15 protein-coding genes are annotated in these 20,110 nt (G+C 69.8%); 5 read left to right on the forward strand and 10 right to left on the reverse strand.

The window, feature by feature from the left end; genetic code table 11:
- Positions 1–141: 141 nt before the first annotated feature.
- The 4 genes from tssA to PPSIR1_RS05285 form a co-directional block, all read right to left on the reverse strand.
- On the reverse strand, positions 142–3,450 hold the full coding sequence (tssA, locus tag PPSIR1_RS05270; RefSeq protein ID WP_006969953.1) for a type VI secretion system protein TssA: 3,309 nt from the start codon (positions 3,448–3,450) through the stop codon (positions 142–144).
- A gap of 170 nt (positions 3,451–3,620) precedes the next feature.
- On the reverse strand, positions 3,621–5,093 hold the full coding sequence (gene tssC, locus PPSIR1_RS05275; protein WP_006969954.1) for a type VI secretion system contractile sheath large subunit: 1,473 nt from the start codon (positions 5,091–5,093) through the stop codon (positions 3,621–3,623).
- 55 nt (positions 5,094–5,148) lie between these two features.
- The gene (gene tssB, locus PPSIR1_RS05280; RefSeq protein WP_006969955.1) at positions 5,149–5,640 is read right to left on the reverse strand and encodes a type VI secretion system contractile sheath small subunit; all 492 of its coding nucleotides are present in this window, start codon (positions 5,638–5,640) and stop codon (positions 5,149–5,151) included.
- Between the two features lie 400 nt (positions 5,641–6,040).
- Positions 6,041–6,370 (reverse strand): hypothetical protein, encoded by a 330-nt coding sequence (locus PPSIR1_RS05285; protein WP_006969956.1) that lies wholly within the window; start codon positions 6,368–6,370, stop codon positions 6,041–6,043.
- Between the two features lie 40 nt (positions 6,371–6,410).
- Here PPSIR1_RS05285 and PPSIR1_RS05290 point away from each other — a divergent pair, with 40 nt between their 5' ends.
- Positions 6,411–6,950, forward strand: coding sequence for a hypothetical protein (locus PPSIR1_RS05290; RefSeq protein WP_006969957.1), 540 nt, complete (start codon positions 6,411–6,413; stop codon positions 6,948–6,950).
- A gap of 502 nt (positions 6,951–7,452) precedes the next feature.
- On the opposite strand, the gene PPSIR1_RS05295 is transcribed toward PPSIR1_RS05290, so the two are convergent.
- The gene (locus PPSIR1_RS05295) at positions 7,453–8,850 is read right to left on the reverse strand and encodes a Mur ligase family protein (protein ID WP_157595213.1); all 1,398 of its coding nucleotides are present in this window, start codon (positions 8,848–8,850) and stop codon (positions 7,453–7,455) included.
- A gap of 290 nt (positions 8,851–9,140) precedes the next feature.
- Here PPSIR1_RS05295 and PPSIR1_RS05300 point away from each other — a divergent pair, with 290 nt between their 5' ends.
- Positions 9,141–10,340: a homocitrate synthase/isopropylmalate synthase family protein gene (locus PPSIR1_RS05300; protein ID WP_045115410.1), complete on the forward strand. Its 1,200-nt coding sequence runs from the start codon at positions 9,141–9,143 to the stop codon at positions 10,338–10,340.
- 227 nt (positions 10,341–10,567) lie between these two features.
- Here the strand turns inward: PPSIR1_RS05300 and PPSIR1_RS41850 are convergent, their stop codons facing one another.
- The 3 genes from PPSIR1_RS41850 to PPSIR1_RS05315 form a co-directional block, all read right to left on the reverse strand.
- Positions 10,568–11,395, reverse strand: a complete 828-nt coding sequence (locus tag PPSIR1_RS41850; RefSeq protein ID WP_053335318.1) for an aspartyl/asparaginyl beta-hydroxylase domain-containing protein — start codon at positions 11,393–11,395, stop codon at positions 10,568–10,570.
- A 139-nt stretch (positions 11,396–11,534) separates the two neighbouring features.
- Positions 11,535–14,300, reverse strand: coding sequence for a type VI secretion system ATPase TssH (gene tssH / locus PPSIR1_RS05310; protein WP_006969962.1), 2,766 nt, complete (start codon positions 14,298–14,300; stop codon positions 11,535–11,537).
- Positions 14,301–14,646: 346 nt separating this feature from the next.
- Entirely contained in the window at positions 14,647–15,042 is a 396-nt protein-coding gene (locus tag PPSIR1_RS05315) for a hypothetical protein (protein WP_157595214.1), read from the reverse strand.
- A 293-nt stretch (positions 15,043–15,335) separates the two neighbouring features.
- Here PPSIR1_RS05315 and PPSIR1_RS05320 point away from each other — a divergent pair, with 293 nt between their 5' ends.
- Entirely contained in the window at positions 15,336–15,629 is a 294-nt protein-coding gene (locus tag PPSIR1_RS05320; RefSeq protein ID WP_006969964.1) for a hypothetical protein, read from the forward strand.
- An 8-nt stretch (positions 15,630–15,637) separates the two neighbouring features.
- Here PPSIR1_RS05320 and PPSIR1_RS05325 read toward each other — a convergent pair whose 3' ends face one another.
- Both PPSIR1_RS05325 and PPSIR1_RS05330 read right to left on the reverse strand, forming a co-directional pair.
- Positions 15,638–16,582, reverse strand: a complete 945-nt coding sequence (locus PPSIR1_RS05325; RefSeq protein ID WP_006969965.1) for a hypothetical protein — start codon at positions 16,580–16,582, stop codon at positions 15,638–15,640.
- A gap of 1 nt (position 16,583) precedes the next feature.
- Positions 16,584–17,369, reverse strand: coding sequence for a hypothetical protein (locus PPSIR1_RS05330; protein WP_006969966.1), 786 nt, complete (start codon positions 17,367–17,369; stop codon positions 16,584–16,586).
- 145 nt (positions 17,370–17,514) lie between these two features.
- Between PPSIR1_RS05330 and PPSIR1_RS05335 the strand changes: the two genes are divergently transcribed.
- Positions 17,515–18,561 (forward strand): DNA-methyltransferase, encoded by a 1,047-nt coding sequence (locus PPSIR1_RS05335; RefSeq protein ID WP_006969967.1) that lies wholly within the window; start codon positions 17,515–17,517, stop codon positions 18,559–18,561.
- 56 nt (positions 18,562–18,617) lie between these two features.
- Positions 18,618–20,102, forward strand: coding sequence for a sodium:solute symporter family protein (locus tag PPSIR1_RS05340; protein ID WP_006969968.1), 1,485 nt, complete (start codon positions 18,618–18,620; stop codon positions 20,100–20,102).
- Positions 20,103–20,110 lie beyond the last annotated feature (8 nt).

Raw genomic sequence — 20,110 nt, forward strand, 5'->3', positions numbered from 1 at the left:
GGCCTCGATGGCGCGCCAAGCCTAGCGGAAAAGCATCGGCGGCTCCACGTCGGATTCGATCAGTAGGGGGTCACTGGCACCCCATCCAGGGCTACGGCGCCCCCCACCGGGGCGCCGGTTCACCCGCGCACCACCGGCGTATCAAACCTTGCTGGCCGTCACCGGATCGGCACGGCACAGACGCTCGAAGGCAGGATTGGTGGTCAGCGGAGGCTTGGCCTTCGCCGCGGTCTTTTGCACTCGGAGCAGACCCTGCAAGCAGCGAGCCGTGAGCTCCGGATCCCAGCGATCGAGCTGCTGCCCCTCGAGCTCGGCGGCCAGGGACGACAACAACCCCAGCGAGAGGCGGGGGGCCTTGCCCATGACCATGTCCGCGAGGTCGAGGCGGATCAGGAACTCGCTGCGCCCGCTCGACGCCCGGTTGATCTGGGCCTTCATGATCTCGAGGCCCTCGTCGAGGTTGCCCCCGCTGATGCTCTTCTTGGCCCGGGCGACTTGCTCGGTGATCTCCGGGGGCAGACCCCCCGGTCCACCTCCGCCGCCGCCCTCGTCGGGGAACACCTCCGACTCGATCCACGCCCGCGTGTCGGGTCCGCAGATCTCGGTGCCCTCGTTGAATTTCAGGGCGAGGAGCGTAGGCATTCGTCCGATGAGCGAACGCACTCCGTCGATCACCGCGTCGAGGGCCTCCCCGTGGCCCAGCCCCTGCAGACCTTGCGCGGTGTAGTAGTGGAGATCGAGGGCCAAGCGCGCGCGCATCAGCGTGCTCTCGGCCTCCTTGACCAGCACGTCGAACTTGCCGTTGGCCTTGAGCGCGCCGAGGCGCTTCATGACGTCGGGCGGCGGCGGCGGCATGCGGGTGTTGCCGTTGGGCTGGGGCGGCGGCGCCTTGGTCATGTGCAGGTACAGGCCGATGCGGAACAGCCGGTAGGCCATGGCGTCGCCGACGTTCGCCCCGCGCAGCAGGTTCGCCGTCTTGAGGAAGTCCACGCCCGTGGTCTTGAGGTACTTGATGACCTCGGCCGCGTCGGTCGGGGCCGCGGCCCCCTTGGGCGCGGCCACGGTCACGGCCGCCCCCGCAGGAGCAGCCGCCGCGGGAGCAGCCGCCGGCTTCGGCGCCGGGGCAGCCGCCGGCTTCGGCTCCGGCTTCGGCTCGGGTTTGGGCTCCGGCTTCGGCTCCGGCTTCGGCTCCGCCGGCAGCGACATCTCGAGGCGCTTGAGCGCGTCCCGGAGCCCGCGCGTGGGCGGAGCGACCTTCTCGAACTTGCTGCCGAGCTTGGACTGCAGCTCCTTGAAGGCCAGCTGCAAGGCCGCGACCTTGGGCCGATCCGCGGCCGTCGGCTGCATCTCGGCGATGTCGCGCTCGAGGTGCTCGAACAGCCAGCTCAGCGCGTTGGCCCGGCGCCGCTCCTTTTTCTTGGGCGGCTGCATGTCCTCCCAGTAGCGCTCGCCAAGCTCGGCGAGCACGGCCATGCCCTGGACCAGGCCGTCGAGGCCGCCGAGCACGTGCAGGGCCCGGGTCAGGTAGGACGCGATCAGCAGGTCCTTGCACTTTTGGGTCAGGACCGCGGTCGCGTCGCGCTTGACCGCCTTCCAGTCGACCTCGCCGCCGGTGACCGACTCGAGCTTGCCGACCTCCGTGCGCACGGCCTCGTGCTCCGGCTCGTAGCGGGCGTCGGCGCCCGCCGGCTTGTCGCCGGGGATGGGCTCGATCCACTGCTTGGCCAGGCCGGCCGAGTCGAACGCGGGCTTCTCGGGCTCGGCGGCTTTGGCCGGGGCTGCCGACGCGGGCGCGGGCGCGGGCGCGGGCTTGGCCGCCGCCGCGGGGCTGGGCGCCGCCGCTGCGGGCTTCGGCGCCGCCGCAGGCTTGGGCTCCTCCTTGGGCGGAGGCGGGGCCGACATCTTCGCCCGGGTGATCGCGTCCCGGACGCCCCGGGTCCCCGGCGAGTGCTTCTCGAAGCTCTGGCGGATGGTCGAGAACATGTGCTTCGACACCGCCTCGAGCTCGTAGATGGCCTTCGAGTCCTTGGCCGTGGGCTGCAGCTCGCTGACCTTGCGCTCGACCGGCTCGAACAGCCAGCTCAGCGCGTTGGCCCGTCGACGCTCGCGCTTTTTGGGCGGGAACATCTCGTCCCAAAAGCGCAGGGGCAGCTCGCCGAGGAGGGCGAAGCCCGTGACCAGGCCGTCGAGACCGTCGAGCTCGAACAGCGCCCGGGCCAGGTAGGACGCGATCAGCAGGTCCTTGGTCTTCTCGCGCAGCAGCTTGTCGCACAGCCGCTTGACCAGCTTCCAGTCGACCTGCCCGCCGGTGATCGACTCGAGCTTCTCGACCTCCTGGCGCACCTTGGTGTGGTCGTCGTCGTAGCGGGTCTCTTCGCCGGCCGGCTTGGCGTCGGAGATCGGCGCGAGCCAGTGCTCGACCCGGGGCGTCCACTCGCTCGTCGGGTACTCGGGCTTGGCCGGCTCGGGCGGCGGCGGAGGGGGAGGCGGCGGCTCGGCAGCCTTGGGTTTCGGCTCCGGCTTCGGCTCCGGCTTCGGCTCCGGCTTCGGTTTCGGCTCCGGCTCGGGCTTCGGCTCCGGTGCGGCCACGGGAGCCGGCTCCGGTTTCGGCTCGGGCTTCGGTTCAGCCGGTTCCGGTGCGGCTACGGGAGCCGGCTTCGGCTCCGGTGCGGCTACGGGAGCCGGCTCCGGCTTCGGTGTTGCCACGGGAGCTGGCTTCGGCTCCGGTGTTGCCACGGGAGCAGGCTCCGGCTTGGGTTCCGGAGCTGCCACGGGAGCAGGCTCTGGCTTCGGCGCGGGCGCAGGCTCCGGTGCAGGGGCGGGCGCAGCCGCGGGTGCTGGTGCCGCCGCGGCCGCAGCCTCGGCCGCGGCCTGCTCCTCGGGCGAAGCCTCGGGCAGGCTCATCACCAGCCGCTTCGCGCCGTCGGTCAGCGCCCGCATCCCGGGCGAGCGATCCGCGAACTTCTCGCGCACGACCCGAGCAAAGGCGGGCGCCATCTTCTCGAGCATGAGCACCGCGACGCGGTCCTTGCCCGCGACCTGGATCGAGGTCATCGCGTTGTCGAGCCGCCCCATGTACCAGTCGACGGCGTTGGCCCGGCCGCGGATCCGCTTTTTCGGCGGGAAGCCGTTGTCCCAGTACTGCTCGACGATGCCGTGGAGCAGCCCCACGCCCGCGACCAGGCCCTCGAGGCCCTCGTTCTCGAACCACGCCCAGGCCACGTAGCAGGCCATGAGGTAGTCCTTGCTCTTGCTCGACAGCAGCTCCATGCCCACGCGCGCGACCATGGTCCAGTCGGGCATGCCGCTGGTCGGCGACTCGAGCTTGGCGACCTCGCGGCGCAGCTCCTCGTGGCGCGGATCGTAGTTGGCTGCCTCGCCACCCGGAGAGGCTCCGGGGATCGGCGCGAGGAGGGGAGCGATGCGGGCGTCGATGCTTTGACGATCCATGGGGTCGTGGGGCTGGGTGGGCTGGGTGAGCTGGGAGTCGAAGACGCGGAGGAGGGCTCAGGCGATGGCGGCGGTGCTGGCTGCAGCCTCGGCGTGGGCGTGGCTGCGCCAGACGAACGAAGGCCCCCCACGCCGAACTGCGCAGGGAGCCTCCGTGTGATCCGTGGGGATCAGTCCTTGTCGAGCTTACCGACCAGGGACAGCTCGAAGGAGGCGCCCATGTACTTGAAGTGCGGGCGAATCTTCATCGAGCACTTGTACCAGCCAGGCTGCCCCTCGACGTCCTCGACGGTGATCGAGGCCTTGCGCAGGGGACGACGCGAGCGGACGTCGGGGGCGGGGTTCTCCATGTCCGCGACGTACTGGCTGATCCAGGTGTTGAGCTCGCGCTGCAGGTCCGAGCGCTCCTTCCACGAGCCGATCTGCTCGCGCTGCAGCACCTTCATGTAGTGCGACAGGCGGGTGACGACGAACATGTAGGGCAGCTGGGTGCCCAGGCGGTAGTTGGTCTCCGCCGCCTTGCCCTCGGGGGTGTTCGGGAACACCTTGGGCTTTTGGACCGAGTTGGCCGAGAAGAAGGCCGCGTTGTCGCTGCCCTTGCGCATGGTCAGGCCGATGAGGCCCTCCTCGGCCATCTCGAACTCGCGGCGCTCGGTCAGCTGGCACTCGATGGGCAGCTTGGTCTGGATCTCGCCGCCTTGCTTGTACTGGTGCAGGGGCAGGCCCTCGACGGCGCCGCCGGAGGTCGGGCCGATGATGTTCGGGCACCAGCGGTACTTGGCGAAGCTGTCGGCGACGCGCACGGTCATCGCGATGGAGCTGAGGCCCCACAGGTAGTTGTCGTGCTGGTCGATCACGTCCTCGACGAAGTTGAAGGACTTGACCGGGACGTCGTCGGGCCCGTAGGGCTGACGCAGGATCATCCGCGGGGCGCACAGGCCGACGTAGCGGGCGTCCTCGCTCTCGCGGAAGGAGTGCCAGCGGGCGTACTGCGGGCCCTCGAACAGGCTCTGCAGATCCTTGAGCTTGGGCAGCTCCTCGTAGCTCTCGATGCCGAACAGCTTGGGCGAGGCGTTGCCGAGGAAGGGCGCGTGGCTCATGGTCGCCACGGCGGCGCAGTTTTGCAGCAGCTCGATGTCCTGCGGCCCGCCGTCGAACTCGTAGAGCGAGCACATGACGCCGTAGGGGCGGCCGCCGAAGGTGCCGTACTCGGCGGAGTAGACCGTGCGGTAGAGGCCCGACTTGGTGATCTCGGGGGCGTCCTCGAAGTCCTCGAGCAGCTCGTCCTTTTGGACCGAGAGCATGTTGACGCGGACGTTCTCGCGGAAGTTGACGTTGTCGATGACGTACTTGAGGCTGCGCCACGAGGACTCCATGGCCTGGAAGTCCTTGTGGTGCAGGATCTCGTTGATCTGCGCGCTCAGGCGCGAGTCGATCTCGACGATCATCGCGTCGACGGCCGCCTTGTCGATCTTCTTGCCCTCGCGGCCCTTGAGCATCTCGCCGATGAAGGCCTGGACGCCCTGCCTGGTGACGTCGTAGGCCTCGTCGCCAGGGGAGAGCTTGGTCTCGGCGAGGATCTGGTCGAAGAGCGAGCCTTCGCCTGCAGCTTGTGCGCCTTCGTTTTGGGTCTCGGTGCTCATGAAACTACCGTGTTCCTTTTAAATCGATCGCAGTGGTGACTGACGAGTTCGAGGCTCAGCCCTCGCCCTTGTTGACGCCGAGTTCGGCCATGAGCTTCTCGCGCGCGGACACGTCGTCGAGCAGGCTCTGGATCTTCTTGCGGAAGGCCGGGACGTTGCCCAGAGGGCCCTTGAGGGCGGTCAGCGCCTCGCGGAGGGCGAGCAGCTGCTTGAGCTCGGGGACCTGGTTGGCGATGCCCTCGGGCGTGAAATCCTTGATCGACTTGAACTTCAAGCTGACGCCCATCTCCGCGCCCTCTTCACCCGAGAGGGTGTCCGGCACGTTGATGTCGACGCCGAGGTTCTGGCTGGCGAGGACGTCAGAGAAGTTGTCCTTGTCGATGCTGACGGGCTTGCGCTCTTCGACGGGCGTGTCGTCCGCCTTGCCGGTGAAGTCACCGAGCATCATGATGCGCAGCGGCAGCTCGACGTCTTCTTGTGCATCGCCAGCCGGCTTGTAGACGATGTTGACGCGTTCTTTGGGGGCGACGGAGGCTTCTTTTCCCATCTCGGCGCGGAGCGTATCACTTTTGCTCCCGGCTTCGCGACACATGATCGTGCATGGTCGACGCTTATTTTGGGGTCACGGATGCGGATCCAATCGACCCCACCCTCGCGACCGGCCCCGCGACTCGGGGCATTGGAGCTTCGGAGCCTCGGGGGGTCACGAGGTGCGTGCAATGGATTTTGCAATTGCCCTTTTTGACCGTTCAAAACGGCACGTGAGGGGCAAAGCGAAACATGCGCAGGCTCACGCGGGGCCCCTCGCCGAACCCTCGGTCCGAGCCCACGAATACTGATCTTCCGATCGCGTCGTGGCCCGGACTGGACCAGGCAGTCCCGCGCTCGCCAGGCCTCCCCGTCGGTCCCCGTGTCGAGCTGAGGTGTCAGCTCCGTCTCGATTGCGCTCAGCCGCCCTGGCCGAGCTCCGTCTCGCCGACGCGCTCCCACTCGCCCGTGCGCAGCACTCCGCGGCCACCGACGAGGCCGAGCTTCACCGGGCGGTCATGCTGCAGCAGCGCGACCACGCCCGCGAACGCGCTCATCGGCAGGTTCACGAGGATCAGCCCGTCCTCGCTCTCGCCGTCCGCTGGCACCGAGACCCCGTCGTCGTAGAAGCTCAGCCGACCCAGGGCCAGGCGCGGGCCATCGTCCGCCATCAGGTTGATGACCGCGCGCACGCCGTTGGACGCCGCCTCTCCGAACACGCCGACGTTGTACCTGCTGATCGCCCTCATCGCGCCCGAGTGTACGCCATCGGAGGGGTAGAGTGCGGCCATGCTCTCGCCCGCCTCCCCCGGCGCCCGAACGGTCACCACCCTCGGGCTCGCTTGCGCCCTCGCCCTCGGCTCCGGCTGCTCTCGCCAGCTCCGAGCCTCCCAGTCCGTCAGCCTCAGCGGTGACACCTCCCCAGAGATCGAGGCCCTCGAGCGCGAGGAGTACGAGGTCCGAAAGAGCGTCGAGGCCGAGGAGTCCTCGACGCAGGTCTACATCTTATGGTTCCCCGTGGGCTCGGTGCGCACGGGCCCGGAGCTCTACGAGAGCGCCTACTTCGAGGCCGCCGAGAGCAACGACTGCGACGGCCTGATCCTCCCCCACGAGCGCGTGCGCCGGATCGTCGTCCCGCTCATCGCCGTCAACATCGTGGTCAAGAAGACCCGCGTCCGCGGCCGCTGCGTCCGGGTCAAGGACGACTCGGCGCTGACGCCCACGCCCCAGCCATCGCCGACGGCACCGAGCGCGCCGGCCCCAGCCAAGGCGCCCCTCGCCGAACCCGAGGCTCCGGCGGCTCCCGAAGCCACCGCCCCGGCAAACTGAGCCTCAGATCGAGCAGCCGCCGTTGAGGGTCGCCATCTCGCCGGCCGAGGGCACCTCGAAGCTCGTCGACTCGCCGCCGTACTCGAGGGTGTAGGTCCCCGCGGCGAGCGTCATGCCCCCAAGCTAGCAGACTGCTCGCGCCTGGCCGCTCGCCCGCGGCGGTTGTCACGGCGTGCGAGTCAAAGACACGCCGGGTGCTCGAGCCAGATGTGGGGGTTGGCCGAGGGGCCCCGGCTGGCGACGGCGAACACGTGCATGTCGTAGCTCTGCCCCCACAGCCGCCTGGGACCGGGGGCGCTTCGTCGCTGTCCGCTCCTCCGCTTTGGCTTGGTGGGCAATGGAGTTCGTGCCATTGAGAGGGCATGTGGTCGCCCCCGCAAGCGGGGGCGTGGATTCCTTGACAGTCCCTGAGTCGTGGACGTGGGGCAGGGAGGGCGTGGCGTCGTCCACGACGGCTAAAATCGTCAGGGACTGTGAGTCACTCACAGTCTCTGAGCGCGGCTCAGCCTCCGCGCGCGCCCATGTAGGCTGCGACAAAGTCGCGGTCCGACCACTCCACGCGCCGATCCGCGAAGATCTGCACCCGCTCGTGGCCCTTGCCCGCGACCACCACGACGTCCTCGGGCGCGGCCTCGTCGAGGGCGCGGGTGATCGCCTGTCCACGCTCGCCGATGACCCGAGCCCGCGAGGGCGTCTCCATGCCTGCCACGACCGCCGCCGCGATCGCCTCCGGGTCTTCGTGGCGCGGGTTGTCCGTGGTCACCACGACGACGTCCGCCGAGCCCTCCGCCGCCGCGCCCATCTCCCCGCGCTTGCCCGAGTCGCGCCCGCCCCCGCAGCCGAACACGCACCACACCCGCCCCCCAGGGGCCAGCGCGCGCGCCGAGTCCAGGGCGAAGGTCAGCGACTCCGGCGTGTGGGCGTAGTCGATGAGGCAAAGGGGAGTTCCCGGGGCCGCGTAGGGCTCCATCCGACCGGGCGGGCCCGACAGCCCCTCGCAAGCCACCACCAGCTCGGGCCAGGGGACCCCCAGCCGCGCCAGGGTCGCGAGGGCGGCCGCCAGGTTGTGGGCCTGGAAAGCTCCCAGCGCGCGGATCGACACCGCCGCCTCGCCCCACGTCGAAGCCAGGCGCACGCCCAGGCCCGCGCGCTGCTGCTCGAGGCCCTCGATGTGGACGCGGGGCAGGTCGAGCTCGGGGCGCGGCTCGGCGCCGAAGACCGTGACCGCGCAGCGCTCTCGGAGCCTTCGAGCCCACGCCTCGCCGGTCGGATCGTCTGCGCCGAGCACCGCGAACTCCGGGGCGTAGGCGTCGAACAGCCGCCACTTCGCCGCGGCGTAGGCCTCCATGGTGCGGTGGCGATCGAGGTGGTCGCGCCCGAGCATGGTGAACACGCCGGCGTCGATGGGCACCCCGCCGAGGCGATCCATCTCGAGCCCCGCCGAGGAGGCCTCGATCGCCACCAGACCCAGGCCCTCGTCGACGTAGCGGGCCAGCTCGCGCTGCAGCATCGCGTGCTGCGGCGTGGTGTGGCCGCTGTCGCGCAGGTCGCCGAGCCGGCCCATGCCCAGGGTCCCCATCACCGCCGCGCCCAGGCCCACGCGGTCGGCGAGCTGGGCCGTGAAGAAGGTCGTCGAGGTCTTGCCGCAGGTCCCGGTCACCGCGACCACCTTCAGCGCGCGGCCCGGGTGGCCGTAGAAGCTCGCCGCCAAGCCCGAGACTTCGTCCGCGAGCGCCGGCACGAACACGATCCGGGGGTCGCTCGCCGCGAGCTCGCGGTCGTCGGTCAACACGGCCGCCGCCCCCTGGGCCAGAGCGTCCTCGGGCCGCGTCAGGCCCATGCGCGGGTGCGAGGGGATCCAGACCGCGACGTCCCCCGCCCCGACCGGGTCGATGCCCATGCGAAATTCTCGGAGCGGCGCGTCTTGGTGGGGACGCAGGCCGAGGGGGGCCAACCAGGCACCAAGCGACATCGAAGGCCGGGTCATGGCGTGGCCTAGCACGATCGCTCGGGCGCGGACAACGATCCAAAGGCCTGGCCTTCGCCATGCTTTCGCAACATCCTCGCGCGGGAACGAGCATACTTGGGTCAGACTGTTCCCAAATCAATTGGGGGCGACGTGGGGACCACATTCCCTCGACTTTTTTTGGATCTGCATGCTCTATTGGCGCACTTCCGAAAGGGGTCGCCATGGACTTGGATCAGAGCCACCTGAATGAAGTTCGAGCCGCGCTGGCGCCCGTGCGGCTGGTCGACTCCACGCTCCGCGAAGGGCTGCAGTCCGACACCCGCCCCGTCGACAGCGCGCGCAAGCTCGACATCGCGGCCCTGCTCGCGGCCTTCGGCGTCGACTGCATCGAGGTCGGCAACCCCGTCAGCTCGGAGCGCGCCCGCGCGGACGCGAGGCGCCTGGCCGGCCTCGACCTCGGCAGCACCCGCGTCCTCGCCCACGTCCGCTGCCACCCCGAGGACATCCGCGCCGCCGTCGACACTGGCGTCGACGGCCTGAACCTGTTCATCCCCTGCTCGCCCCTGCTGCGCCACGCGAGCCTCGGCCGTTCCCTCGACGAGCTCATCGAGATCGCCGTGGGCGCCCTCGAGCTGGCCCGAGCCCTGCGCCCAGAGCTCGAGCTGCGCATCACCCCCGAGGACAGCTTCCGCACGCCCGTCCCCGAGCTCGAGCGCTTTTGCGGCGCCGTGACCTCCCGCGTCCGGGTCGATCGCGTCGGCCTGGCCGACACCGTGGGCGTCGCCCACCCCCGCGCCGTCGAGGCCCGCTTCGCCCGGCTGCGCCAGCGCTTCGACCTCGACCTCGAGTTTCACGGCCACAACGACACGGGCTGCGCCGTGGCCAACGCCCTGCTCGCCCGCGAGGCCGGGGCCACGCACGTCGACGTCACCGTCCTCGGCCTCGGCGAGCGCAACGGCATCACCGCGCTCGAGGGCTTCGTGGCCGCGCTGCTGGTCCACGACCCCGACGCGGTCCACGGGCGCCTTCGCCTCGAGCTCCTGCCCCTGCTCACCCGCGCGGTCGCGGACGCCTTCGGGGTCGAGATCCCGCGCAACAGCTGCCTGGTCGGCGCGAACAGCTTCGCCCACAAGGCCGGCGTGCACACCAACGCCATGCTCCGCGACCGTCGCAGCTACGAGTTCGTCGACCCCCAGCTCATGGGCGTCGAGCGCAGGCTGCTCGCGGGCCACGAGATGACCGGCGCGAGCGTGCTCGGGGCGCGGGCCCAAGCCCTCGGCCTCGACCTGAGCCCCGAGCAGCTGCGCCGCCTCGCCGCCTCCGTCCGCACCTCGGCCAGCCACGGCGCCCTCGCCAGCGAGACCATCGACGAGCTCTTGCTCGCGAGCGTGTGCGCCCCCGAGCGGGCTCAGGGACTGTGAATCAATTCACAGTCCCTTTCTACTTTAGCCGTCATGGACGACGCCACGCACTCCCTGCCCCACGTCCACGACTCAGGGGCTGTCAACGAATCCACGCCCCCCCTTCGCGGGGGCGACCACCAGCCTTCTCGAAGGCACGAACCCCATTGCCCACCAAGCCAAAGCGGAGGAGCGGATAGCGACGAAGCGCCCCCGGTCCTCAGATGCCTGTGGGGGCAGAGCAGAACTCAGCTGCGTCCGCCCTCGGGGCCTTCCTCGATCTCGCGGGTCGAGAAGTAGGCCTTGTAGGTCGGCTGCAGCAGCTCGCGGATCCGCGAGGTCGCCCGGCGCTCGAGCGCCGAGAGGTCGGGGTGCGGCACGGTGATCAACAGGATCACCCGCGACTCTCCGCTGTGGTTCCAGGCCTCGTGGGGGTAGGCGTCGTCGAGGATCAGCCACTTGCCCGGCCGCCAGCGGCGCAGCTCGGTCCCGCAGCGGATCCCGCAGTCCGTCGCCGGCACGCGCAGCGGGTAGTGGAAGATCAAGCTCGCGTTGGTCCCCCCGCAGTGCGGGCGCAGGTGGCCCGCCAGGCCCGCGTAGTAGACCGGACCGCGCAGCATCCCCCGGGCCTGGATCGCGCGCAGGTGCCCCACGGTGGCGGGCACCCGCGCGACCTCGTCGTCGATCCACTCCTCGTTGACCGTGCGCAGCGGATACTGCGACCACGCCTCTTGGATGCCGATGTGGGTGTGCCCCGTGGGCCGAAAGTCCTGGCCGAGGATGCCCGCCTCGAACTCGGCCGAGACCGCCTCCCAGTCGCGCTCCACCGCCTCGAACACCGCCCGGTCCTCGACGGGGAAGTCCGCGAGCGACCAAAAGGGCTGGGCCCGCAGATCGGGAAGATGCAGGTAGTGCGGCGCGTGCAAGCTCCAGTCCGGCCACGGGCCACGGGACGCCGCGTGTCGGTCTTCGCAGGTCAGCGTCCCGCGACGCCAACGCTCGAGCCGCACGCCCATCTCCGCCTCGGTCTGCTCGACCGCCCGCTGAAATCCCGCCTCGAACTCCCTGAACTCCATGGTCACCAAGGGATGTACGACGGCCTCTCACGTTCTCCAACCCCCGTCGCCTCGACACCCGAAGACACGCGCGACCCCGCGCCATCGCCAGGGATGGATCGCGGGGTCGTCTGTCTCGGCCTCCGGCCCAATCGCTAAACTAATCGCTAAAGTCGAAGCGCCAGCTCCCCTCGGGGCTGAGGCCAATCTCGAGCTGGGGCGGAATCTCGCCGTCGGCCATGTACTCGAGCAAGGTCCGAGCCAGAGCCGGCATCAGCGAGGCCCGCAGGGTGTGGTCGACGTTGCGAGCGCCCGTGTCCGCGTCGGTGCACCGGCGCACGAGCTCGTCGAGGAGCTCGTCGCTGAAGGTGGTCTCGATCTCGTGGGTCTCCCGCAGGCGCCGCTCGAGCTTGCGCAGCTTCAAGATCGCGATCTCGCGCATGATCTCGGGGCCGATGGGCCTAAACGGCACCATGGTCATGCGCGCGAGCAGGGCGGGCTTGAAGTGGGCGCTGACCGTGGGCCGGATCGCCTCGACGACCTCCTCGGTGGCCGGGGCCTCGTCGCCCTGGTACAGGCGCATGATCGTGTCCGAGGCCAGGTTCGAGGTCAGGATGATGATCGTGTTGCGGAAGTCGACGGTCCGGCCCTCGCCGTCGTTGAGCACGCCCTTGTCGAACACCTGGTAAAAGAGGTTCATGACGTCGGGGTCGGCCTTCTCGCACTCGTCGAGCAGGACCACCGAGTAGGGTCGCTGGCGCACGGCCTCGGTCAGCATGCCGCCCTCGCCGTAGCCGACGTAGCCGGGGGGCGAGCCGATCAGCCGGGAGACGGTGTGCTTCTCCTGGAACTCCGACATGTTGATGGTCGTCATGAAGCGGTCGCCGCCGTAGAGCTGGTCGGCGAGGCTCAGGGCCATCTCGGTCTTGCCCACGCCGCTGGTGCCGACGAAGAGCAGCACGCCGATGGGCGTGTTCGGGTCGCGGACGCCGGCGTAGGCCATGCGCACGGTCTCGGACACCACGCGGACCGCCGGCTCCTGGCCCTTGACCCGGGAGCCGAGCACGTCCTCGAGGGCGAGCACGGAGCCGATGGTGTCGGCCTTCATCTTGCCGACGGGGATGCCGGTCCAGTTGGCGACGACCTTGGCGACGACGTCGGCGTCGCACTCGTGGTGGACCAGGGGGTCCTCCTCGCCGCGGATCGCGTCGATCGCCGCCCTGGCGGCCTCGACCTCCGCGCGCAGCTCCTCGATGGACTTGGCGGGGGCTCGTGCCTCGCCTTCACCCTCACCTTCGGCGGGCGCGTCGACGAGCGGCGGCTCGGCGGGCGCTTGTGCCTCGCCCTCGCCCTCCGCCGGCGCCTCGAGCTTGGCGATCTCCGCCGCCTCGGCCTCGCGCAGCACCTCGCAGGCCGCGTTGTAGGCCTTGACCGCGTCGCGCTCGGCGACCCAGCGCTGCGTCCCCTTGGCCACGGACTCGCGCAGGCTCTCGATCTCCCCGAGCAGCTCGGCGTAGGCGTCCTGGTCGACCTCGATGTGCTCGGCGATGTCGCGGTCGAGGGCCGCCCGCTTGCGGTCGAGGGAGGCGAGCTCGAGCTCGAGCTCCTCGATGCGCTGGGGCTTGGCGCCCTGCTCGATCTTGACCCGCGCGGCCGCGGTGTCGAGGAGGTCGACGGCCTTGTCGGGGAGCTGGCGCCCGGAGATGTAGCGGCCCGAGAGCTCCGCGGCCGCGACCACGGCCTCGTCGCGGATCGTCACCCCGTGGGCCTCCTCGTACTTGCCGGCGAGGCCGCGGAGCATGACCACCGCGTCCTCGACCGAGGGCTCGTCGCACTTGACCGGCTGGAAGCGGCGCTCGAGGGCCGGGTCCTTCTCGAAGTACTTCTTGTACTCGGACCAGGTCGTGGCCGCGACGGTGCGCAGCTCGCCGCGGGCCAGGGCCGGCTTGAGCAGGTTCGAGGCGTCGCTGCCCCCCTTGTTGGCCCCGGCGCCGATCAGCGTGTGGGCCTCGTCGATGAACAAGATGATCGGCGTGGGCGAGGCCTTGACCTCGGAGATGACCGCCTTGAGCCGTTTCTCGAACTCGCCCTTGACGCTCGCGCCCGCCTGCAACAGGCCCATGTCGAGGGCGATGAGCTCGACGTTCTTGAGCAGGTCGGGCACGTCGCCGCTGACGATCTGCAGGGCCAGGCCCTCGACCAGGGCCGTCTTGCCGACGCCGGGCTCACCGACGATGATCGGGTTGTTCTTGCGGCGGCGCGCGAGGATGTCGACGATCTGCCGGATCTCGCGGTGGCGGCCGAAGATGGGGTCGATGCGCCCGTCCCGGGCCTCTTGGGTCAACGACACGGTGAACTGACCCAGCGCGCTGTCGGCCGAGGGCGCCCCCGCCTCGCCCGGCGCCGCCCCGCGGCCCGAGCGGGCCCCGCCGCCGCCCGAGCTGGCGACGTCGTCGAGCTCGTTGGAGTTGAACACGACGCTCGAGAACTCGCGGCGCAGGACCTCGGTGTCGATGGCCTCGAGCTCCGGGAAGTCCTCGGCGGTGTAGCGAGACGCGCGCTCGCAAAACTGCAGCAGCAGGTGACCGGTGCGCAGCGTGGCCACGCCGTAGAGCAGCGAGGACAGGGTCCACGCGTCCTCGATCCACTGGAACAGCGCCTCGGAGAACACCGGGCGCTTGGCGTTCCCGGTCTTCATGCTCTCGAGCACCTTCTCGATCCGCCCGACCAGGCGCAGCCGATCTTGGCCGAAGTGCTTGAGGATCTGGGCCGCGTCGCCGTCCTCTTGACCGACGATCCCGTAGAGCAGGTGCTCGGGGACGATCTCGTAGAACTGACCCTGCGCCGCACGACCCACGGCGGCTTCGAGCATGCCCGTGCTCACGGGGCTGAGACGGCGGACGAGGACTTTGGGCTGGACGCGCATCGGCGATGAGTTTGCCCCAGCCCGCGCGCTTCCCTCAACTACGATGTGCAACGATTTGACCCGATCCTCGGACCACCGCGCGTGCGCGAGGGGGTCACGGGGACCGGGCCGTCCAACTCACCCAACACGCCCTCGGGTTGGCCCCAGGCTCGCCGAAGAGCCCTGCACCGACCAGTGTGTGCTGGGTCAATCCGCGGTCATCTGCCAGGTCGGGCTCCAAGAACACATCATCTGTGGGCCTTCCCTCGGAGTCGCGTCTGTGAGCTGCGCGGACGCAGGGGGCTCAGCCGCGACGGAGATCGATGTTTGCGCTTCGTCGGCGGACGACGGCGGTGATGAGGCGGGCTCAAATCCAGACGCCCAGCCTTGGGAGCCCGAGCTCTACATCACGCATGACTCCGACAAGGACCTCTACATCGTCGATGCCGAGTTCCTCGACGACGTCCGAGCCGACCACCGACCGTACGAGCTCGTGGTCCAGGGAGAAGGTGCTGGTGTAGATCAGCCTCTCTCCGTAGACGTAGCAGCCCAAGTTGTGGACGCCACAGAACTCGGACTCCGGGTAGTCCGCGGACCCCCAGATGTACATGCAGGGACAGCCGGCTTGGGTGTCCCCCAGAGCTTCTGGGGTGAAGGCGCCGCGGAGTCCCTCGGTTGGCGCCGCACACTCCCGGGCAACACCGACCCACTCGAAAACCTCGAGCTCGACCCGCCCGCGCTCGAGTACCAGAGCGCAGGGCACTTCGTACGGTGGCTGTGGGAGACACGCGGACCAGAGGCGGTCTCGGCCCTGCTCGCGCAGACCCTCGACCAGCCCAAGAGGCATTCGAGGCGCTCTTCGGTCAGAGTTTCGTCGACGCGGAGAACGAATACTTCGCAACGACAGCCTACAGCTACTCCGTCATCGACGCGTGCGCCCACCCCTCGGTGCCCGAGCTTCAGACTCGAGAGGGTGAACCACGGCGTTGGAGCGACACTGCCTCGCTCGACTGCGCCGCACCAGGCAACTTTGGGAGCAGCGTCGGCACGGCCACGATGCGTGTGCTCGAGCTACCCGAGCACGCGCTCTACGCCATCACCACCAACGCGGACGTAGCGACGCTCGCCCGCTGCTCCGACGAGACCCTGCTCGAGAAGCCCGTCGACGGCGATCCACAGTGGGGAGAGCTCCCCCCTGTGACCGACATCGCTCCAGGAGGCCTGACCATCAGCCTGCCTGGCGGAGAAACGACGAGCCTCGAGCTCGCGCCCGGGCGATATGAGTTGACCCTCCTGGGACAAGAGGGTCAGCCAGTGGGTGTCGACGTGAGCGTCGAGCTCGGTCCTTGAGGGCCCGCTCAGCCCCACTTGATGGGCAAGCCGTCGGTCAGCACGAAGTTCGCAAACTTCTTGTTGGCCGCCAGCATGACCATCGCCACGTCGCCCACGCTCGCGTCACCGACGTCGATGACCAGCGTGGTCTTGTTGGGGTACTTCTTCTTGATCGCCACGAGCTGCTTGGCCAGCTCCTTCCAGCCCGTGCCAGAAATGCGCGGCGCGAAGCGGGGGTGGGCGGCGGAGATCTCGAAGCTCTCGCCGGCGGACAGGCTGATGCGCAGGCCCAGGGCGTTGTCGCCAGGCGCCACCCGCATGCCGCCGGGGGGGAGCACGTAAAAGGGCCGGGCGCGCAGGCCCGCGTTGCCGCCGTTGACCAGCAGGCTGAAGTTGGGAGGCACGCCCGGGCGGGTCTCGCCGGCGGCGTAGGCCAGCTCGACGATGGTCTTGGCCGGGACGCTGGCCTCGGCGCCGAACATGACCCGGGTCGGGACCTCGAGGGTCAGGCGCTGGGCCTCCTCGAGGGTCTGCAGCCACAGCCGGCGAAAGCCCGCCCACAGCAGCTGCTTGCACCCGCTCTTGCACTCCCGAGAGGCCGGGCCCGGAGGGGTCAGCCCGCCGCTCAGGGGCGTGACCTCGGTGTCGAACATGTACAGGGCCGTGGGCGAGACGGTCAGGTAGATGCCCGGCTCGACCGGGGCGCCGTTGACCTGGGGCAGGTTCTCGGACCCGAAGGCGGCGTTGAGCTGGGCGAGGACCACGGTCTCGAAGCCCTGCAGGCTCTCGGGCGCGGCCTGGGCCCGGATGATGTCGGCGAGGGTGATGCCTCCGGCCGCGTAGTCCTGGGCGTCGGCGCTGGTCGAGCTGCTCGTCGTGGTCGAGGTCGCGTCGATGGTCTGCGCTGCGAAGGGGGCGGGGTGGGCGGGGTGGGCACCAAGAAGCGCGGTGATCAGCAAGGTCTCGAGCATCTCAGAACTCCTCGATGGGGATGGGCATCCAGTTGGTGTCGACGGTGCCTTCGCGGACGACACCGAGGGTGGTCGAGGCCCCCAGCCCGCGGTTCTCGAGCCGGCCCTCGACGGCCTCGTCGGACAGCTCGCTGCCCTCGAGCCAGGTCGGCAGGTCGGTCAGGAAGCCGACGACGGTCTGCCGGTCGCCCTCCTTGGCCGTGGCCACCCAGATCTCATAGGGGTCGCCGTAGCAGGTCATGTGCACGAGCCAGCCCTCGCCCAGGCCGTCGATCGCCTCCTTGGTCAGGCCGTCGATGACCCCGCCCAGATCGCCGCGCCACAGCCCGAGCTCGTCGAGCCGGCCCTCGACGCGGCTGCGCAGCTTGGGCAGCAGGGTGCTCATCGCGGCGGCCGACTCGGGCCGGCACTCGGCCCCCCGCAGGGGCTCGCGGTAGCCGGCGGCGTGGGCCACGAGGCGGTCCTGGATGGCGTAGGGGTTGCGGTGGTGCTCGAGCTCGCCGCGCAGGGCCTGCAAGATCGAGGTCGGCGACCCCGAGCCCAGCCAGTGGAGCAGCGCGAAGGCATCCCACGACCCGAGCAAGGGGTTGTTCTGAACACAGTTGCCCCCCTCGCTCTCGACGCAGTGGACGAAGGAGGTGGCGGCGCGCTGGGCAGGCTCGGCCGGACCGACGGTCGCCTCGACCTCGGTCTTGACCTGGCAGCCCGCGAGCGCCGCAACACCGCACAGACCGAGGGCCAGCGCGCCTGCTCGGCGGGTGATCGCGTGAATGGTCGCGTACTTCATGGCAGCTCCAGCCGCCGGGACGGCCTTCGGGGCAGGAGTATCAAGGCTCGAATCGTCCGCGCAACAAAACGGCCAAGGCGGGGGCCTGGGATCGATGCGTCGAAAAATCGGACGTTGGCGATCCCGCCCCCAGCATCGGCCCATCGTGGCGACCAAGAAACGGCCCACCTCCACCGCCAGCGTGACTCGACGAAAGAAAGCCTCGGTCAGCGCCCCCAAGCGCGCGCGTTCCAGCGCCTCCAAAGACCCCACCGAGGGCAAGGAGCGCTCGAGTGGCGACGCGAGCGCCCTGCCCCCACCCGCGCGCCGGCCCATCAAGGTCGTCAAGCACGCGCCCCCGGTCATCGAGCGTGGCCCCTGGGAGGCGCACCAGGGCGAGTACTGGCGCTCCCCCGACAGCCGCGCCCGGCTGATCCAGGGGGACTCCCTCGACATCCTCGAGCAGCTCCCCGAGGGCAGCGTCGACGTGATCTTCGCCGACCCGCCCTACTTCCTGTCCAACGGCGGCACGACTTGCCAGGGGGGCAAGCGCGTGAGCGTCAACAAGGGCAAGTGGGACGCGAGCCTCGGAGCCCAGGACAACCACGCCTTCAACAAGCGCTGGCTCTCGGCTTGCCAGCGCGTGCTCGCCGACAACGGGACCATCTGGGTCTCGGGCACGGCCCACGTGATCTTCTCGGTCGGCTACGCCATGCAAGAGCTCGGCTTCAAGATGCTCAACGACATCGTGTGGGAGAAGCCCAACCCGCCGCCGAACCTCTCGTGCCGCTACTTCACCCACTCCACGGAGCTGGTGCTGTGGGCCGCCAAGACGCGCAAGTCCAAGCACTACTACGACTACCAGGAGATGAAGCTGCGCAACGGCGGCAAGCAGATGAAGAACGTGTGGCGCTTCACCGCCCCCGGCAAGTCGGAGAAGACCCACGGCAAGCACCCCACGCAAAAGCCCCTGGCGCTCCTCGATCGCCTGCTGATGGCCAGCTGCCACCCCGACGCGCGGGTCCTCGACCCCTTCAACGGCAGCGGGACCACGGGCGTGGCCGCGGCCAAGCTGGGGCTGCAGTACACCGGCCTCGAGCGCGAGCCCGAGTACCTCGCGCTGAGCAAGGCTAGGCTCATCGACGCCGTGCCGGCCTGGGCCCAGGCGGCCGCCAAGCCCCCTGCCAGGCCCAAGATCGCCGCCGTCGGCTGACGCCCTTTGACCGCACTTTGACCGCCCGTTGACCGCCGTGGGTTAGGGTCTTCCCCGTGAAGCCCCTGGCCCTCACGGTGGTCGTCGCCTACATGGTCCTCACCGTCGTCCTCGGCGTCCTCGCCGGGCGACGCGGGAGCGGGGACAGCGACGACTTCGTCGCGGGCGAGCGCGCCTTCGGCCCGGTGGTGATGTACTTCGTCGTCGGCGCGACGATCTTCTCGGCCTACGCCCTCCTCGGCACCCCCCAGCGCGTGGCGGCCAAGGGCTCGGACGCCTTCTACGTCCTGTCCTACGGCGCCGTCGGCCTGGTCCCGCTGTTCTTCTTCGGCGCCCGGGTCCGGCGCATCGGCGCCCGCGAGGGCTTCATGACCCAGGCCGAGTTCGTCGGCGGGCGCTACGACAGCCGGCGGATCACCGTGCTCATGGGCGCGGGCTCGATCCTCTCCTTCGTCCCCTACCTGGTCATCCAGCTCAAGGGCGCGGGCCTGGTCATGCACGCGGTCACGGGCTGGCCGCCGATCTGGGGCGCGGCCCTCGTCTACGTCGCCGTGCTCACCTACGTGCTGTTCGGGGGCGTGCGCGGGGTCGGCTGGACCAACGTGGTCCAGGGCGTGGCGATGCTGATCGTCGTGTGGACCCTGGGCCTGTGGATCCCGACGGCGCTCTACGGCTCGGTCCCGGCGATGTTCGACAAGGTCGTCGAGCAGGCCCCGGAGTACCTGACCTTGCCGGGCCCCGGCGCCCAGACCTCGCCGGCCAGGTACAGCTCGGAGATCCTCGTGTCCATGCTGGGCTTCGCCATGTGGCCGCACGTGTTCATGAAGTGCTTCACGGCCCGCAGCGCCCGCTTGGTCCAGCAGAGCGTGGTCTGGTACCCGACCTTCCTGTTCTTCTTGGTCCCGCTGATCTTCCTGGGCTACGTCGCCGTGCTCGACGGCGGGCCCACGGACGACTCGGTGCTGCTGTGGCTCGTCGACCGCCTGTCCGGCCATCCGCTGCACCCGTGGATGTTCGCCTTCGTCGCCTTCGCCGTGCTCGCGGCGTCCATGAGCACGGGCGACGCGCTGCTGCACGCGGGCGGGTCCATGGCCGTGCGCGACGTGCTCATGCCCCTGCGCCCGTCGAGCCAGGGCGAGCTCGACGGCCACCAACAAACTCGAATCATCCGCGTCTTCGTGGTCGCCTTGGCCGTGCTCAGCTGGGTGGTGTTCGCCGCGGGCGGCGGCCTGTCCATCGTCGACCTGCTCTTGCTCGCCTTTGCGATCCCGATCCAGTTCCTCCCGCTGGTGCTCCTGGGCCTGTACTGGCGCCGGGCCAACGCCCTCGGGGCCGAGCTGGGGATCGTCGCGGGCTACGGGACCGTGCTGGCCTGCTTCGCCCTGCGCAGCCTCGCCCCCGAGCTCTACGCCAACCTCAACCCGCTGGGCCTCGAGATCGGGGTGATCGGCCTGGCGGTCAACGTCGCGGTGATGATCGCCGGCTCGCTGCTTGGCGCCCCCCCGAGCGCCGAGACCCTGGCGCGCTACGAGCTCGACTAACCCGGCGA

The organism is Plesiocystis pacifica SIR-1 (genome assembly GCF_000170895.1).
Taxonomy (GTDB): domain Bacteria; phylum Myxococcota_A; class Polyangia; order Nannocystales; family Nannocystaceae; genus Plesiocystis; species Plesiocystis pacifica.

Bases quoted from the DNA above. Each gene is read 5' to 3' on its own strand.
- PPSIR1_RS41850 (WP_053335318.1), bottom strand. From the start codon at position 11,395: ATGGAGTTCAGGGAGTTCGAGGCGGGATTTCAGCGGGCGGTCGAGCAG.
- tssC (WP_006969954.1), bottom strand. From the start codon at position 5,093: ATGAGCACCGAGACCCAAAACGAAGGCGCACAAGCTGCAGGCGAAGGC.
- tssB (WP_006969955.1), bottom strand. From the start codon at position 5,640: ATGGGAAAAGAAGCCTCCGTCGCCCCCAAAGAACGCGTCAACATCGTC.
- PPSIR1_RS05290 (WP_006969957.1), top strand. From the start codon at position 6,411: ATGCTCTCGCCCGCCTCCCCCGGCGCCCGAACGGTCACCACCCTCGGG.
- PPSIR1_RS05330 (WP_006969966.1), bottom strand. From the start codon at position 17,369: ATGAAGTACGCGACCATTCACGCGATCACCCGCCGAGCAGGCGCGCTG.
- PPSIR1_RS05285 (WP_006969956.1), bottom strand. From the start codon at position 6,370: ATGAGGGCGATCAGCAGGTACAACGTCGGCGTGTTCGGAGAGGCGGCG.
- tssA (WP_006969953.1), bottom strand. From the start codon at position 3,450: ATGGATCGTCAAAGCATCGACGCCCGCATCGCTCCCCTCCTCGCGCCG.
- PPSIR1_RS05320 (WP_006969964.1), top strand. From the start codon at position 15,336: ATGCGTGTGCTCGAGCTACCCGAGCACGCGCTCTACGCCATCACCACC.
- PPSIR1_RS05300 (WP_045115410.1), top strand. From the start codon at position 9,141: ATGGACTTGGATCAGAGCCACCTGAATGAAGTTCGAGCCGCGCTGGCG.
- tssH (WP_006969962.1), bottom strand. From the start codon at position 14,300: ATGCGCGTCCAGCCCAAAGTCCTCGTCCGCCGTCTCAGCCCCGTGAGC.
- PPSIR1_RS05325 (WP_006969965.1), bottom strand. From the start codon at position 16,582: ATGCTCGAGACCTTGCTGATCACCGCGCTTCTTGGTGCCCACCCCGCC.
- PPSIR1_RS05295 (WP_157595213.1), bottom strand. From the start codon at position 8,850: ATGGGCATCGACCCGGTCGGGGCGGGGGACGTCGCGGTCTGGATCCCC.